The sequence below is a fragment of the Pseudomonas sp. 50_B genome, from assembly GCF_017491625.1.
GTDB lineage: Bacteria > Pseudomonadota > Gammaproteobacteria > Pseudomonadales > Pseudomonadaceae > Aquipseudomonas > Aquipseudomonas danubii.
The window spans coordinates 1-15,316 of sequence record NZ_JAFGYX010000007.1 but is presented as its reverse complement, the minus strand read 5'-3'; the positions used below and the strand labels follow the sequence as shown (position 1 = coordinate 15,316).

The 15,316-nt window shown below is 62.2% G+C and carries 11 protein-coding genes; 9 read left to right on the top strand and 2 right to left on the bottom strand.

From position 1 onward, the window contains the following. The first annotated feature begins 198 nt into the window (after window positions 1–198). The 6 genes from J5M73_RS11670 (at window position 199) to prpD (ending at window position 8,706) form a co-directional block, all read left to right on the top strand. Window positions 199–921 carry a GntR family transcriptional regulator gene (locus tag J5M73_RS11670; RefSeq protein WP_102863858.1) on the top strand — a complete coding sequence of 241 codons (723 nt, stop codon included), beginning with the start codon at window positions 199–201 and terminating at the stop codon, window positions 919–921. After that, window positions 918–1,811, top strand: coding sequence for a methylisocitrate lyase (prpB, locus tag J5M73_RS11665; protein ID WP_102863857.1), 894 nt, complete (start codon window positions 918–920; stop codon window positions 1,809–1,811). Before J5M73_RS11670 ends, prpB begins: the two co-directional genes overlap by 4 nt. A gap of 69 nt (window positions 1,812–1,880) precedes the next feature. Further along, window positions 1,881–3,008, top strand: a complete 1,128-nt coding sequence (prpC, locus tag J5M73_RS11660) for a 2-methylcitrate synthase (RefSeq protein ID WP_207815717.1) — start codon at window positions 1,881–1,883, stop codon at window positions 3,006–3,008. Between the two features lie 202 nt (window positions 3,009–3,210). Continuing rightward, window positions 3,211–5,805: a Fe/S-dependent 2-methylisocitrate dehydratase AcnD gene (acnD, locus tag J5M73_RS11655; RefSeq protein ID WP_102863855.1), complete on the top strand. Its 2,595-nt coding sequence runs from the start codon at window positions 3,211–3,213 to the stop codon at window positions 5,803–5,805. A gap of 61 nt (window positions 5,806–5,866) precedes the next feature. After that, a complete protein-coding gene (prpF, locus tag J5M73_RS11650; protein ID WP_102863854.1) occupies window positions 5,867–7,057 on the top strand; it encodes a 2-methylaconitate cis-trans isomerase PrpF in 1,191 nt (396 codons plus the stop codon). A gap of 164 nt (window positions 7,058–7,221) precedes the next feature. After that, a complete protein-coding gene (gene prpD / locus J5M73_RS11645; RefSeq protein WP_102863853.1) occupies window positions 7,222–8,706 on the top strand; it encodes a 2-methylcitrate dehydratase in 1,485 nt (494 codons plus the stop codon). 124 nt (window positions 8,707–8,830) lie between these two features. On the opposite strand, the gene J5M73_RS11640 is transcribed toward prpD, so the two are convergent. After that, window positions 8,831–9,784: a DMT family transporter gene (locus tag J5M73_RS11640; RefSeq protein ID WP_102863852.1), complete on the bottom strand. Its 954-nt coding sequence runs from the start codon at window positions 9,782–9,784 to the stop codon at window positions 8,831–8,833. A 93-nt stretch (window positions 9,785–9,877) separates the two neighbouring features. Here J5M73_RS11640 and J5M73_RS11635 point away from each other — a divergent pair, with 93 nt between their 5' ends. Beyond that, on the top strand, window positions 9,878–11,302 hold the full coding sequence (locus J5M73_RS11635; protein WP_102864104.1) for a PLP-dependent aminotransferase family protein: 1,425 nt from the start codon (window positions 9,878–9,880) through the stop codon (window positions 11,300–11,302). A gap of 73 nt (window positions 11,303–11,375) precedes the next feature. Here the strand turns inward: J5M73_RS11635 and J5M73_RS11630 are convergent, their stop codons facing one another. Beyond that, window positions 11,376–12,194: a pyruvate, water dikinase regulatory protein gene (locus tag J5M73_RS11630; protein ID WP_102863851.1), complete on the bottom strand. Its 819-nt coding sequence runs from the start codon at window positions 12,192–12,194 to the stop codon at window positions 11,376–11,378. A gap of 174 nt (window positions 12,195–12,368) precedes the next feature. On the opposite strand from J5M73_RS11630, the gene ppsA reads away from it, so the two are divergent. Beyond that, a complete protein-coding gene (ppsA, locus tag J5M73_RS11625; protein ID WP_102863850.1) occupies window positions 12,369–14,744 on the top strand; it encodes a phosphoenolpyruvate synthase in 2,376 nt (791 codons plus the stop codon). Between the two features lie 102 nt (window positions 14,745–14,846). Beyond that, on the top strand, window positions 14,847–15,316 hold a 470-nt coding region (locus J5M73_RS11620), incomplete at its 3' end, for an alpha/beta fold hydrolase (protein ID WP_207815715.1).

The window sequence follows — 15,316 nt, the reverse complement described above, 5'->3', positions numbered from 1 at the left end:
TGTCATAAAAAGATGACAGGCCAATGCGGGCAGCATTCTAGCATGCTGGTTTTATGGCGCCAGCGTCGGGGGCGGGCCTTTTGTCTCGTTTGGGTGCAAAGGGTTATTAGACGATTGTCGACAATCTCAATTTTTCCTTTGACTGTTTTGGGGGTATTGGCTAGTTTTTGCCTCATTGATTTTAAAGGTGTCGACAATATGTTGGATCAACTGGAACATCCGCTGCCGACACAGGACGATTCTGAGACCCTGTCCGAAAACGTCTTCCGGCGCATCCAGGCCGCCATCGTCAAGGGCGAGATCGCCCCGGGCAGCAAGATCTCCGAGCCTGAGCTGGCCCGAACCTACGGCATCAGTCGCGGCCCGCTGCGCGAAGCCATCCACCGCCTGGAAGGCCAGCGCCTGTTGGTGCGTGTGCCTCATGTCGGGGCCCGGGTGGTATCCCTGAGCCACGCCGAGCTGATCGAACTCTACGAAATCCGCGAATCCCTGGAGGGCATGGCCTGTCGCCTGGCGGCGGAGCGCATGACCAGCGAGGAAATCGACGAATTGCGCCGGGTGCTCGATACCCATGAGCGCGATGCGGCGTTCCAGGCCGGGGTCGGCTACTACCAGCAGGAAGGGGATTTCGACTTCCACTACCGGATCATCCAGGGCGCGGGCAACCGCACCCTCACGCAAATGCTCTGTGGCGAGCTGTATCAGTTGGTGCGCATGTATCGCATCCAGTTCTCCGCGACCCCCAACCGCCCGCACCAGGCCTTTGCCGAACACCACCGGATTCTCGACGCCATTGCCGATCGCGACGGCGAACTGGCCGAGCTACTGATGCGCCGCCACATCGGCGCCTCGAAACGCAACATCGCGCGTCACTACCAGGACAGCGCCCATCAGACAGCCACTCCACGAGGTGAGTCATGAGTTCCAACAAGAGCACTCCAGGCCAGCGTTTCCGCGATGCGGTCGCCAGCGAACAGCCATTGCAAGTGGTGGGCACGATCAACGCCAACCACGCCCTGCTGGCCAAGCGCGCCGGCTTCAAGGCGATCTACCTGTCTGGCGGCGGGGTCGCCGCCGGTTCCCTCGGCGTGCCTGACCTGGGCATCACCGGCCTCGACGACGTCCTCACCGACGTGCGCCGCATCACCGACGTCTGCGACCTGCCGCTGCTGGTGGACGTGGACACCGGCTTCGGGTCCTCGGCCTTCAACGTGGCCCGCACTGTCAAGTCGATGATCAAGTTCGGCGCGGCGGCGATCCACATCGAGGACCAGGTCGGCGCCAAGCGCTGCGGTCACCGTCCTAATAAAGAGATCGTGTCCCAGCAGGAAATGGTCGACCGCATCAAGGCTGCGGTGGATGCTCGCACCGACGACAGTTTCGTGATCATGGCGCGTACCGATGCTTTGGCGGTGGAAGGCCTGGAGTCGGCCCTGGAGCGCGCCGCGGCGTGCATCGAGGCCGGTGCCGACATGGTGTTCCCGGAAGCCATCACCGAGCTTGAGATGTACAAGATCTTCGCCGACCGGGTGAAGGCGCCGATCCTGGCCAACATCACCGAATTCGGCGCGACCCCGCTGTACACCACCGAACAACTGAAATCCGTGGATGTTTCCCTGGTGCTGTACCCGCTGTCGGCGTTCCGCGCCATGAACAAGGCGGCGGAAAACGTCTATACCGCGATCCGTCGCGACGGCACCCAGCAGAACGTGATCGACACCATGCAGACCCGCATGGAGCTCTACGAGCGCATCGACTACCACAGCTTCGAGCAGAAGCTCGACGCGCTGTTCGCGCAGAAGAAAGGTTGATTCGCGAACCACGAACAAACCGTTGATGAAGTTGCCAAGTCCCTAACAAATTCAAGATTGGAGAGAGCAATGGCCGAAGCAAAAGTATTGAGTGGCGCAGGTCTGCGCGGCCAGGTGGCCGGGCAAACCGCGCTGTCCACCGTGGGCCAGGCCGGTGCCGGGTTGACCTATCGCGGCTATGACGTGCGCGAACTGGCGGCCGATGCGCAGTTCGAGGAAGTGGCCTACCTGCTGTTGTACGGCGATCTGCCGACCCAGGAACATTTGGCCGCCTACAGCGCCAAGCTGAGCAAGCTGCGGGACCTGCCTCAGGCGCTCAAGGAAGTGCTGGAGCGGATTCCGGCCCAGGCCCATCCGATGGACGTGATGCGCACCGGTTGCTCGTTCCTCGGCAACATCGAGCCGGAGAAGGACTTCTCCCAACAGCATGACGTCACCGACCGCCTGCTGGCGGCCTTCCCGGCGATCATGTGCTACTGGTACCGCTTCAGCCACGAAGGCGTGCGCATCAGCTGTGTCAGCGACGAGCAGACCATCGGTGGCCACTTCCTGCACTTGCTGCACGGCAAGAAGCCCAGCGACTTGCACGTCAAGGTGATGAACGTCTCGCTGATCCTTTACGCCGAGCACGAATTCAACGCTTCCACCTTCACCGCCCGGGTCTGTGCCTCGACCCTGTCGGACCTGTACTCGTGCATTACTGCAGCCATCGGTTCGCTGCGCGGCCCGCTGCACGGTGGTGCCAACGAGGCAGCCATGGAGCTGATCGAGCGCTTCCAGAGCCCCGAGGAGGCGACTGCCGAGTTGCTGCGGATGCTGGAGCGCAAGGACAAGATCATGGGCTTTGGTCACGCGATCTACAAAGACAACGACCCGCGCAACGAGGTGATCAAGGGCTGGTCGAAGAAGCTCGCCGACGAAGTGGGCGACAAGGTGCTGTTCCCGGTATCCGAAGCCATCGACAAGACCATGTGGGAGCAGAAGAAACTCTTCCCCAACGCCGACTTCTACCACGCCTCGGCGTACCACTTCATGGGCATTCCCACCAAGTTGTTCACGCCGATCTTCGTGTGTTCGCGCCTGACCGGCTGGGCTGCTCATGTGTTCGAACAGCGTGGCAACAACCGCATCATCCGTCCAAGCGCCGAGTACATCGGCGTTGACCAGCGCAAGTTCGTGCCAATCGAACGCCGCTGACCGGGAGGGCGCCGGCACTGTGGCTTGAATGAACCACAAACCTGTAGGAGCGACCTTGCTCGCGATAGCGATGGATCAGCCGACAGCAATGTCGGATCTGATTCAGTCATCGCGAGCAAGCTCGCTCCGACAAGGGATAGAAGTCCATTCAACACGGTGCCAGGCGCTCCCTTTGAAACTACCGTGATCGAGTCCCCTGACCATGAACACTGAATTTCGCAAGACGCTGCCCGGCAGCCAGCTGGACTACTTCGACGCCCGTGCGGCGGTCGATGCGCTTCAGCCAGGCGCTTACGACAGCCTGCCCTATACCTCCCGCGTGCTGGCGGAGAACCTGGTGCGTCGCTGTGATCCGGCGACCCTCAAGGCGTCCCTGGGCCAGTTGATCGAACGTCGTGACGACCTGGACTTCCCGTGGTTCCCAGCCCGCGTGGTGTGCCATGACATCCTTGGCCAGACTGCGTTGGTGGACCTGGCCGGCCTGCGCGACGCCATCGCCGACCAGGGCGGTGATCCAGCGCTGGTCAACCCGGTGGTGCCGACCCAGTTGATCGTCGACCACTCCCTGGCCGTGGAGTGCGGCGGCTTCGATCCGGACGCCTTCGACAAGAACCGCGCCATCGAAGACCGGCGCAACGAAGACCGTTTCCACTTCATCAACTGGACCAAGAAAGCCTTCAAGAACGTCGACGTGATCCCGCCGGGCAACGGCATCATGCACCAGATCAACCTGGAGAAAATGTCCCCGGTGATCCAGGTGCGCGACGGCGTGGCCTTCCCGGATACCTGCGTCGGCACCGACAGCCATACCCCGCACGTGGATGCCCTGGGTGTGATCGCCATCGGCGTCGGCGGCCTGGAAGCCGAGAACGTCATGCTCGGTCGCGCTTCGTGGATGCGCTTGCCGGAAATCATCGGTGTCGAGCTCACCGGCAAGCTGCAACCGGGGATCACCGCCACCGACATGGTGCTGGCGCTGACCGAGTTCCTGCGCAAACAGAAAGTGGTGGGGGCCTGGCTGGAGTTCTTCGGCGCAGGCGCCGCGGCCCTGACCCTGGGCGACCGCGCCACCATCTCCAACATGGCCCCGGAATACGGTGCCACTGCAGCGATGTTCTACATCGACCAGCAGACCATCGACTACCTCAAGCTCACCGGTCGTGAAGACGAACAAGTGCGCCTGGTGGAGAGCTACGCCAAGCACACCGGCCTGTGGGCCGACAGCCTGAAGAGCGCGCGTTACGAGCGCGGCCTGCAGTTCGACCTGTCGTCGGTGGTGCGCAACATGGCCGGGCCGAGCAACCCCCACGCCCGGGTCGCCACCCGCGACCTGGCGGCCAAGGGCATTGCCGGGCAGTGGTCCGAAGTGCCGGGGCAGATGCCCGACGGCGCGGTGATCATCGCCGCCATCACCAGCTGCACCAACACCAGCAACCCGCGCAACGTGATCGCCGCCGGCCTGCTGGCGCGCAACGCCAACAAGCTGGGGTTGACCCGCAAGCCGTGGGTCAAGTCGTCCCTGGCTCCAGGTTCGAAAACCGTGGCCATGTACCTGGAAGAAGCCGGCCTGGGCCATGAACTGGAACAGCTGGGCTTTGGCGTGGTGGCTTTTGCCTGCACCACTTGCAACGGCATGTCCGGCGCCCTGGACCCGGTGATCCAGAAAGAGATCATCGATCGCGACCTGTACGCCACCGCCGTGCTGTCGGGCAACCGCAACTTCGACGGGCGTATCCACCCCTATGCCAAGCAGGCGTTCCTGGCTTCGCCGCCGCTGGTGGTGGCCTACGCGATTGCCGGCACCATCCGCTTCGATATCGAGAAGGACGTGCTGGGCCTGGACGCCAACGGCCGGGAAATCCGCCTCAAGGACATCTGGCCGAGCGACGAAGAAATCGACGCCGTGGTCAAGGCCGCGGTGAAGCCGGAGCAGTTCCGCAAGGTCTACATTCCGATGTTCGCCATCCACGAAGACACCGGTCCGAAAGTCGAGCCGCTGTACGACTGGCGCCCGCAGAGCACCTACATTCGCCGTCCGCCGTATTGGGAAGGGGCCCTGGCCGGCGAGCGCAGCCTCAAGGGCATGCGCCCGCTGGCAGTGCTGCCGGACAACATCACCACCGACCACCTGTCGCCGTCCAACGCCATCATGCTCGACAGCGCGGCGGGTGAGTACCTGGCGAAAATGGGCCTGCCGGAAGAGGACTTCAACTCCTACGCGACCCACCGTGGCGACCACCTGACCGCTCAGCGCGCGACCTTTGCCAACCCGAAACTGTTCAACGAAATGGTCGAGGAAAACGGCAAGGTCAAGCAGGGTTCCCTGGCGCGCATCGAGCCGGAAGGCAAAGTGACGCGGATGTGGGAAGCCATCGAAACCTACATGCAGCGCAAGCAGCCGCTGATCATCATTGCCGGCGCCGACTATGGCCAGGGCTCGTCCCGCGACTGGGCGGCCAAGGGCGTGCGCCTGGCGGGTGTGGAGGCGATCGTCGCCGAAGGCTTCGAGCGCATCCACCGCACCAACCTGGTGGGCATGGGGGTGCTGCCCCTGGAGTTCCTGGCGGGCACCGACCGCAAGACCCTGGGCATCGACGGCACCGAAACCTACGACGTGATCGGCGAACGCACGCCACGGGCGCAGTTGACCCTGGTGATCAACCGCCGCAACGGCGAGCGGTTGGAGGTGCCGGTCACCTGCCGCCTCGACACCGCCGAAGAGGTGTCGATCTACGAGGCGGGTGGGGTGCTGCAACGCTTCGCCCAGGACTTCCTGGAATCGGCCGTAGCCAGCTAAGCAACGTACCGGGGGCGGGTCGCAAGGCACCGCCCCCGGTCATTATCGGGACCTGAAATTCATGGCATTTGTAGCGCAGATCAAGATTCCCGCCACCTACATGCGTGGCGGCACCAGCAAGGGTGTGTTCTTCAACCTGCAGGACCTGCCCGAGGCCGCGCAGTTGCCGGGCGCGGCCCGCGATGCCCTGCTGCTGCGGGTGATCGGCAGCCCCGATCCCTATGACAAGCAGATCGACGGCATGGGCGGTGCCACCTCCAGCACCAGCAAGACGGTGATCCTGTCCAAGAGCATCAAGGCCGATCACGACGTCGACTACCTGTTCGGCCAGGTGGCCATCGACAAGGCCTTCGTCGACTGGAGCGGCAACTGCGGCAACCTCTCGGCGGCGGTGGGCTCCTTCGCCATCAGCAGCGGCCTGGTGGACCCGGCGCGCATTCCGCAGAACGGCGTGGCGGTGGTGCGCATCTGGCAAGCGAATATCGGCAAGAGCATCATCGCCCACGTGCCGATCACCAATGGCGAGGTTCAGGAAACCGGTGATTTCGAGCTGGATGGGGTGACCTTCCCGGCGGCCGAAGTGCAGCTGGAATTCCTCGATCCGGCGGCCGAGGAAGAGGGCGCCGGTGGTTCGATGTTCCCCACTGGCAACCTGGTGGACGACTTGGAAGTCCCCGGTGTCGGCACCTTCAAGGCGACTCTGATCAATGCCGGGATTCCGACGATCTTCGTCAACGCGGCGGACATCGGTTATCGCGGCACCGAACTGCAGGGCGACATCAATGGCGACCCCAAGGCCCTGGCGATGTTCGAGACCATCCGCGCCCACGGCGCCCTGCGTATGGGCCTGATTCAGCACCTGGACCAAGCCGCCCAGCGTCAGCACACGCCGAAAGTGGCCTTTGTGGCGCCGCCGGCGGATTACCAGGCTTCCAGCGGCAAGGCGATCAAGGCCGGGGACGTCGACCTGCTGGTGCGGGCCATGTCCATGGGCAAGCTGCATCACGCGATGATGGGCACCGCCGCGGTGGCCATTGGCACCGCGGCGGCAATTCCCGGGACCCTGGTCAATCTGGCGGCCGGTGGCGGTGCGCGCAGCGCGGTGCGTTTTGGTCACCCTTCGGGCACCTTGCGTGTCGGCGCCGAAGCCACTCAAAGCGGCGCTGACTGGACGGTGGTCAAGGCCATCATGAGCCGCAGCGCCCGAGTGCTGATGGAAGGCTGGGTGCGAGTGCCTGGCGACAGTTTCTAAGCAGAGCCACGCTGGCGTGGCGGTGGGGCTTGCTCCCTCGCCACCACCGCCAGTCGTGATGTTGTTATTGAATCGCTGAGCAGGCGCAGACCTGCCATGCCGTTATTGACCTGTACCTGAGGAATCACCGCCACCCACAACCTTGCAACAGGAGTGAAGCACTCATGAGCGCCAACGTTGACCTGAACAACCGTCCCGATTACGACCCGGTTTTGCAGGACATTGCCGACTATGTCCTGGACTACGTCATCGACTCCCGGGAAGCCCTCGATACCGCCCGCAATTGCCTGATGGATACCTTGGGCTGCGGCTTGCTGGCCCTGCGTTTCCCTGAATGCACCAAGCACCTGGGACCGATTGTCGAAGGCACGGTGGTGCCCTTCGGTGCCCGGGTTCCCGGCACCAGCTATCGTCTGGACCCGGTGAAGGCGGCCTGGGACATCGGCTGCATCGTGCGTTGGCTGGATTACAACGACACCTGGCTCGCGGCCGAATGGGGGCATCCTTCGGACAACCTCGGCGGCATTCTCGCGGTGGCCGACCATCTCTCGCAAAAGCGTGTGGCCAATGGTGAAGCGCCGTTGACCATGGGCGATGTGTTGCGAGCGATGGTCATGGCCCATGAGATCCAGGGGGGGATGGCCCTGGAAAACTCCTTCAACCGGGTCGGTCTCGATCATGTGCTGTTGGTAAAGGTGGCCTCCACAGCGGTCTGCGCCAAGTTGATGGGCGCCAACCGCGAGCAGTTGCTGGCGGCGCTGTCCCATGCCTTTGTCGACGGCCAGGCGTTGCGGACCTATCGTCATGCCCCCAATGCCGGTTCGCGCAAATCCTGGGCGGCGGGCGATGCTTCAAGCCGTGGGGTGCGCCTGGCGGACATCGCCCTGCGTGGCGAGATGGGGATTCCCGGTGTCCTGACGGCGCCGCAATGGGGCTTCTATGACGTGCTGTTCAGTCACACCAACAAGGACCTGGCGTTGAAGCCCGAGGCGCAGCGCTGTTTCAGCCTGCCGCAGAAGTACACCAGTTACGTGATGGAAAACGTACTGTTCAAGATCAGCTTCCCAGCGGAGTTCCACGCTCAGACCGCCTGTGAAGCGGCGGTGACTCTGCATCCCCTGGTGCGCAATCGCTTGCCCGAGATCGACCGGATCGTCATCACCACCCATGAATCGGCGATCCGCATCATTTCCAAGGTCGGCCCCTTGGCCAATGCCGCCGATCGTGATCATTGCCTGCAATACATGACCGCCGTGCCCCTGGCGTTCGGTAACTTGGTGGCCGAGCACTATGAAGATGATTTTCACGCTGCGCATCCGATCATCGATCAGTTGCGGGGCAAGATGGAGATCGTCGAAGACCCGCGTTACACCCGGGAATACCTGGAGGCCGACAAGCGCTCCATCGCCAATGCCGTGCAGGTGTTCTTCAAGGACGGCTCCAGTACCGAGCAGGTGGCGGTGGAATATCCCATCGGTCACCGTCGTCGCCGCGCCGAAGGCATTCCATTGCTGGAGGACAAGTTCAAGGCCAACCTGGCCACGCGCTTCACCGCCCAGCGTTCGACGCAGATTTTCCAACTGTGCAAGGACCCGGCACGCCTGGAGGCAACACCGGTGCATAGGTTCGTCGATCTGCTGGTGATCTGAGGCAACCTTCTCCCTTTGTAGGGACGAGCTTGCTCGCGATGAATGTCAGTGATGACACCGGTTCGCCGGGCGGACCCGGCGTTCCGATGGGGTTGGTGAGCAAACTCGCCGCTACTGAGTTCCTTTAGTCTTGGGCAGGTGTTCTGGACAGCCATTTATCCAATGGCAATTTGGTGATGGCAAAGCCGCCGAGCAGGGTGGCGGAGTACAGCAGCAAGTCCCGGGACAGGCTCTGTCCTTCGTACCAGGCGCCGATGATCACCGCGAACACCGGGAAAATGATGAACACGAAGGACAGGATCACCGGGTTCAGTCGCTTGAGCAGGAAGAAGTAGACAATGAACCCGCCCACCGAAGCGGCCAGCCCCAGATACAGCAAGGCGCCCCAGGAACGCGGGCTGATGGCGGCAAAGTCCGGTTGCTCAATCCCCAGCCCCGCCAGGCACAGCAGTAAACCGGCGATGCCGATTGGCAAGGTGTTGTAGGTGATGACACTGATGGCGCTACCGTGTTTCTTGGTGACCACGTAGCACAGTGCATGCAGCAGCGCCGCGCCGAGAATCGCCAGTACCCCCGACAGTTCGTTGTGATCGCTGAGCAGGCCCTGGCCGCGGATGATCTGGAACAGGCTGGCGAAGCCGACAGCGATGCCCAGCAGTTGTGCCAGATGAATCTTCTCGCGCAACAGCAAGGCGGAAAAAATCAGGATGAACACCGGCATGCAGCTGAACAGCAGCGCGGTCAGGCCCGAGGAGACGTGGACCTCGCCGTAGTTGAGCAAGGTGTAGGGCAGGCTGAAGTAGCACAGGGTGACGAACAGCAAGAAACCGCGGCTGCCTTTGGGAAACATCAGTGGTTCGCGGCGCAGCCAGGCAAAGCAGGCGAACAGCGGGAAGGCGATCAGAAAGCGCAGCCCGGCGGCGGTCAGCGGCGGCACGCTCTCCACGGCAATCTTGATGCCCAGCCAGGTGGTGCCCCAGCTCAGGCAGACAATCAGGAACAGGGTGCAGGTCACCAGCGTGGCGAGCCACTGGCGCGATGACACAGGCGTGTTAGGTGCTGCCGTGAGGGTGTTCACACTGACATTCCTTTCGTGATTGGCAATTGACCCCTATATTTGGCGAGTCATTTCCGGTGATTGAACCTGTAAAGCACGTTATTGGGGTAAATGATGGCTGTCAAAGTAAGTATTGACATGGTGTCAATGTTGCGTTCCGCGTTGCAGGAGGGCTCGGGGCCCAAGTACAAGCGGCTGGCAGAGGCCCTGGACCAGGGCATCGAGCAAGGCCTGCTGGCGCCCGGTAGCAAACTGTCTCCCCACCGGCTGCTGGCCGATCAACTGGGCGTGACCATCGGCACCATCAGCCGTGCCTATGCCGAACTGGAGCGCCTGGGGCAGGTGGTGGCGCGGGTCGGTGATGGTACGTACGTACGTCAGGACGGTTTGCAGCGTCAGCGCGACACCGGCTTTCGTCATGTGGGTGCGGAGTCGCCCGAGCTGTTCGACATGAGCCGCAACACCCATATCCCCGGGCCGGAGAGCCGTTTCATCGCCCAGAGTCTGCGGGCTTTGGCTGACGATCCTCAGGGGTTGCTGGAGGTGGCTCGCTACAGTCCGGAAGCCGGGCTGGCGCGCTATCGCGAGGCCGGCGCCCGCTGGCTGAGCCAAGAGGGATTGCAGGTTGATCCCCAGCAGGTCATTTGCGTCAACGGGGCTCAGCACGGCTTGCATGTCGCCTTGCTGGCGCTGCTCAAGGCCGGGGATACCCTGGCTACCGAACACCTGACCTATCCGGGTCTGATCAGCACTGCACGGATGCTGGGGATCAAGCTGCTGGGGTTGCCCATGGATGAGCAGGGGCTGTTGCCCGAGGCGCTGGAGGAGGCGTGCCGGCATCACCGGCTGGCGGCCCTGTATTGCACGCCGACCTTGCAGAATCCCAGCACGGCGGTGCAGTCCCCGACGCGGCGGGAGGCCATTGCCGAGGTCTGTCGGCGACACAATCTGTTGATTCTTGAAGACGAAACCCATGCCGTGCTGATGGATCGGCGCCCGGCGCCGTTAGCGCATTTTGCCCCGGAGCGCACGGTGTTGATCAGCAGCCTGAGCAAGGCTGTGGCGGCTGGGTTGCGGGTCGGTTTCCTGTGCGGGCCGCCGCCACTGGTGGGACGATTGGCCGCAGCGCTGCGGGCAACCTGCTGGATGGCCACGCCGTTGGTCCTGGAGCTGGCTGCCGGGTGGATCGACGACGGTATTGCCGAACGCCTGCGTCAGCAGCAAATGGCCGAGATCACTCGCCGCAAGGGGCTGGTGGCGGGTTTGCTGCAAGGGTTGGAATGGCGCAGTCCGCAGGCATGCCCGCATTTCTGGATTCAGGTTCCCGAGCCCTGGCGGGCCTCGGAGATCGAAGCGCATCTGAAGCAGCAGCACTATCTGGTGGCCACGGCCGAGGCCTTTGCCGTAGGCCAGGCAGGGGTGCCACAGTTCATTCGTGCCAGTGTCTGCAATACCACGGCCGATGATCGGAAACTGACTGAGGGCTTTGCTGCGCTGGCTGCGGCGTTAAGCCAGGAGCCTGGATTGCCGGGGTGGTGAGACGCTGAAGGCGGTGTGGATGTGGCAAGGGTGCGTCCTTGCCACATCGGATCGGCTGAAGTGGCGTCGATGCTTACTTGAAGCGCCGCTCCACGCCTTTTTCCACGAGGATCTTGGCCGAGATCTCCTCCACCGAGAAATGCGTGGAGTTGATGTGGGGAATGTTTTCGCGGCGGAACAGATTTTCCACTTCACGCACTTCGAACTCGCACTGGGCGTAGCTGGAATAGCGACTGTTGGGCTTACGCTCGTTGCGGATCGCGGTGAGCCGGTCCGGGTCGATGGTCAGGCCGAACAGCTTGTGCTTGTGGGCGCGCAGGGCGTTGGGCAGTTGCAGGCGCTCCATGTCTTCTTCGGTCAGCGGGTAGTTGGCCGCACGGATGCCGAATTGCATGGCCATGTACAGGCAGGTCGGGGTCTTGCCGCAGCGCGACACGCCCACCAGGATCAGGTCGGCCTTGTCGTAATAGTGAGTGCGGGCACCGTCGTCGTTGTCCAGGGCGAAGTTCACCGCCTCGATCCGTTCCATGTAGTTGGAGTTATGGCCAATGGAATGGGACTTGCCGACGGAGTAGGAGGAGTGCTCGCTGAGTTCCTGTTCCAGGGGAGCGAGGAAGGTCGAGAAGATGTCGATCATGAAACCATTGGAGGTGGCGAGGATCTCACGAATGTCCTGATTGACGATGGTGTCGAAGATAATCGGCCGATAGCCGTCTTTTTCGGCGGCTATATTGATTTGTTGTACCATGGCCCGCGCTTTTTCCATGCTGTCGATATACGGCCGCGTGAATTTGCTGAAGGTAACGTTTTCGAACTGCGCCAACAGGCTCTGGCCGAGGGTTTCCGCTGTGATGCCGGTACCGTCGGAGATAAAGAAAGCAGATCGTTTCATTTGCGGCTTGGGCCTTAAGCTAGTGACGATTCTTGGATATGATAGGCGCGATTTGTCGGCCGGGAATGGCCCGCATTCTCACTTATTTTCCAGGTCCAGGCCATATAGCGGGCAAACGCTCCAAAGAGCAGCCGGCTTCTGAGCTTTTCCAACACAGTTAGTGGAGAGATCACCTTGGTAGAGTACGTAGTTTCCCTCGATAAGCTCGGCAAACACGATGTTGAGCATGTGGGGGGCAAGAACGCATCCCTGGGCGAGATGATCAGCAACCTCGCAGGTGCGGGCGTATCGGTCCCTGGTGGCTTCGCCACGACAGCTCAGGCTTATCGTGATTTTCTTGAGTTGAGCGGTCTGAACGACCAGATCCATGCCGCCCTCGATGCGCTGGATGTCGATGACGTGAATGCGCTGGCCAAGACCGGCGCGCAGATCCGTCAATGGATCATGGAAGCCGAGTTTCCCGAGCGCCTGAACACCGAAATCCGCACCGCTTTCGCCGCTTTGTCGGCGGGCAACCCGGACATCGCCGTAGCCGTACGTTCCTCGGCTACCGCTGAAGACTTGCCGGACGCCTCCTTCGCCGGCCAGCAGGAAACCTTCCTCAACATCCGTGGCGTGGATAACGTGATTCGCGCGGCCAAGGAAGTGTTTGCTTCTCTGTTCAACGATCGCGCCATTTCCTATCGCGTGCACCAGGGTTTCGACCACAAGCTGGTGGCCTTGTCTGCGGGTGTGCAGCGCATGGTCCGTTCGGAAACCGGCACCGCCGGCGTGATGTTCACCCTCGACACCGAGTCGGGCTTCCGTGACGTGGTATTCATTACCGGCGCCTACGGCCTGGGTGAAACCGTGGTTCAGGGTGCGGTCAATCCGGACGAGTTCTACGTCCACAAGAACACCCTTGCAGCCGGTCGTCCGGCCATTCTGCGCCGCAACCTGGGCAGCAAGGCGATCAAGATGATTTACGGCGATGAAGCCAAGGCCGGGCGTTCGGTGAAGACCGTCGACGTGGACGCGGCCGATCGCGCGCGTTTCTGCCTGACCGATGCGGAAGTCAGCGAGCTGGCCAAGCAGGCGATGATCATCGAGAAGCACTACCAGTGCCCGATGGACATCGAATGGGCCAAGGACGGCGACGACGGCAAGCTGTACATCGTCCAGGCCCGTCCGGAAACCGTGAAGAGCCGCACCCAGGCCAATGTCATGGAGCGCTACCTGCTCAAGGAAACCGGCACCGTGCTGGTGGAAGGTCGTGCCATCGGCCAGCGCATCGGCGCTGGCAAGGTGCGGATCATCAAGGACGTTTCCGAGATGGACAAGGTCCAGCCGGGCGACGTGCTGGTCTCCGACATGACCGACCCGGACTGGGAGCCGGTGATGAAGCGCGCCAGCGCCATTGTCACCAACCGTGGCGGCCGTACCTGCCACGCGGCGATCATCGCTCGCGAGCTGGGTATTCCTGCGGTGGTCGGTTGCGGCAACGCCACCGAGCTGCTGAAAGATGGCCAGGGCGTGACCGTTTCCTGCGCCGAGGGCGACACCGGTTTCATCTTCGAAGGCGAACTGGGCTTCGACATCAAGAAGAACTCTGTGGATGCCATGCCGGAGCTGCCGTTCAAGATCATGATGAACGTCGGTAACCCGGATCGCGCCTTCGACTTCGCCCAACTGCCCAATGCCGGCGTGGGCCTGGCTCGCCTGGAATTCATCATCAACCGCATGATCGGCGTGCACCCCAAGGCGCTGTTGAATTACGCCGGGCTGCCGCAGGAGATCAAGGACAGCGTCGACAAGCGCATCGCCGGTTACCACGATCCGGTGGACTTCTATGTCGACAAGCTGGTCGAGGGTATCAGCACCCTGGCGGCAGCGTTCACGCCGAAGAAGGTCATCGTGCGTCTGTCGGACTTCAAGTCCAACGAGTACGCGAACCTGATCGGCGGCAAGCTCTACGAGCCGGAAGAAGAAAACCCGATGCTGGGCTTCCGCGGTGCTTCGCGTTACATCAGCGAATCCTTCCGTGACTGCTTCGAGCTCGAGTGCCGCGCGCTGAAACGCGTGCGCAACGAGATGGGCCTGACCAACGTCGAAATCATGGTGCCGTTCGTGCGTACCTTGGGCGAAGCCAGCCAAGTGGTTGATCTGCTGGCTGAAAACGGCCTCAAGCGTGGCGAAAACGGCCTGCGCGTGATCATGATGTGCGAACTGCCATCCAACGCCATCCTGGCTGACGAGTTCCTCGAGTACTTCGATGGTTTCTCCATCGGTTCCAACGACCTGACCCAGCTGACCCTGGGCCTGGACCGCGACTCCGGGATCATCGCCCACCTGTTCGACGAGCGTAATCCTGCGGTCAAGAAACTGCTGGCCAATGCCATTGCCGCCTGTAACAAGGCTGGCAAGTACATCGGCATTTGCGGCCAGGGGCCTTCGGACCATCCGGATCTGGCCAAGTGGCTGATGGAGCAGGGCATTGAAAGCGTTTCGTTGAACCCGGACTCGGTGCTGGAAACCTGGTTCTTCCTGGCTGAAGGCCAGGGCGCGGCGTAATCGGTGAACGAAGAGCCGGTCGCTCGTGAGGCTGGCCGGCTCTTGAAGATTCAAGCAGGGCGTGCTTCTTCTGGATGCCGCCCTTTTTTGTGCAAGAAGAATATGCAAAGCAGCAGCAATCTATTTCCCGTCGCCTTGATCAGTGCCGAGCGTCGAGGCGACCTCAGCGAAGATGTCTATCGCTTGAAACCCGGCAACAGTCCGGACAGCTCCGTAGAGCTGGCGGTGACCCGCCTGGGGCTGGCCGATGAGCCCGAGGCCCGGGGTGTGCCTGTGGTCTTGCTTCACGGCAGTTTTTCCAACCGGCGTTTCTGGTACTCGCCCAAGGGCATTGGCCTCGGGGCCTATCTGGCCCGAGCGGGCTTTGATGTGTGGATTCCCGAGATGCGCGGTCACGGTCTGTCGCGACGCAATGCCGATTACCGCAAGAATCGGGTGGCTGACTACGCGCGTTACGATCTGCCGGCGATTGCTGCCTTCGTTCGTGAGCAAAGTGCGCAAATACCCCACTGGATTGGCCATTCCCTGGGGGGGACCACCCTGGCGGCGGCTTTGGGTGGGCAGTATCTGGG

Bases quoted from the DNA above. Each gene is read 5' to 3' on its own strand.
- J5M73_RS11670 (WP_102863858.1), top strand. From the start codon at position 199: ATGTTGGATCAACTGGAACATCCGCTGCCGACACAGGACGATTCTGAG.
- prpB (WP_102863857.1), top strand. From the start codon at position 918: ATGAGTTCCAACAAGAGCACTCCAGGCCAGCGTTTCCGCGATGCGGTC.
- prpC (WP_207815717.1), top strand. From the start codon at position 1,881: ATGGCCGAAGCAAAAGTATTGAGTGGCGCAGGTCTGCGCGGCCAGGTG.
- acnD (WP_102863855.1), top strand. From the start codon at position 3,211: ATGAACACTGAATTTCGCAAGACGCTGCCCGGCAGCCAGCTGGACTAC.
- prpF (WP_102863854.1), top strand. From the start codon at position 5,867: ATGGCATTTGTAGCGCAGATCAAGATTCCCGCCACCTACATGCGTGGC.
- prpD (WP_102863853.1), top strand. From the start codon at position 7,222: ATGAGCGCCAACGTTGACCTGAACAACCGTCCCGATTACGACCCGGTT.
- J5M73_RS11635 (WP_102864104.1), top strand. From the start codon at position 9,878: ATGGCTGTCAAAGTAAGTATTGACATGGTGTCAATGTTGCGTTCCGCG.
- J5M73_RS11630 (WP_102863851.1), bottom strand. From the start codon at position 12,194: ATGAAACGATCTGCTTTCTTTATCTCCGACGGTACCGGCATCACAGCG.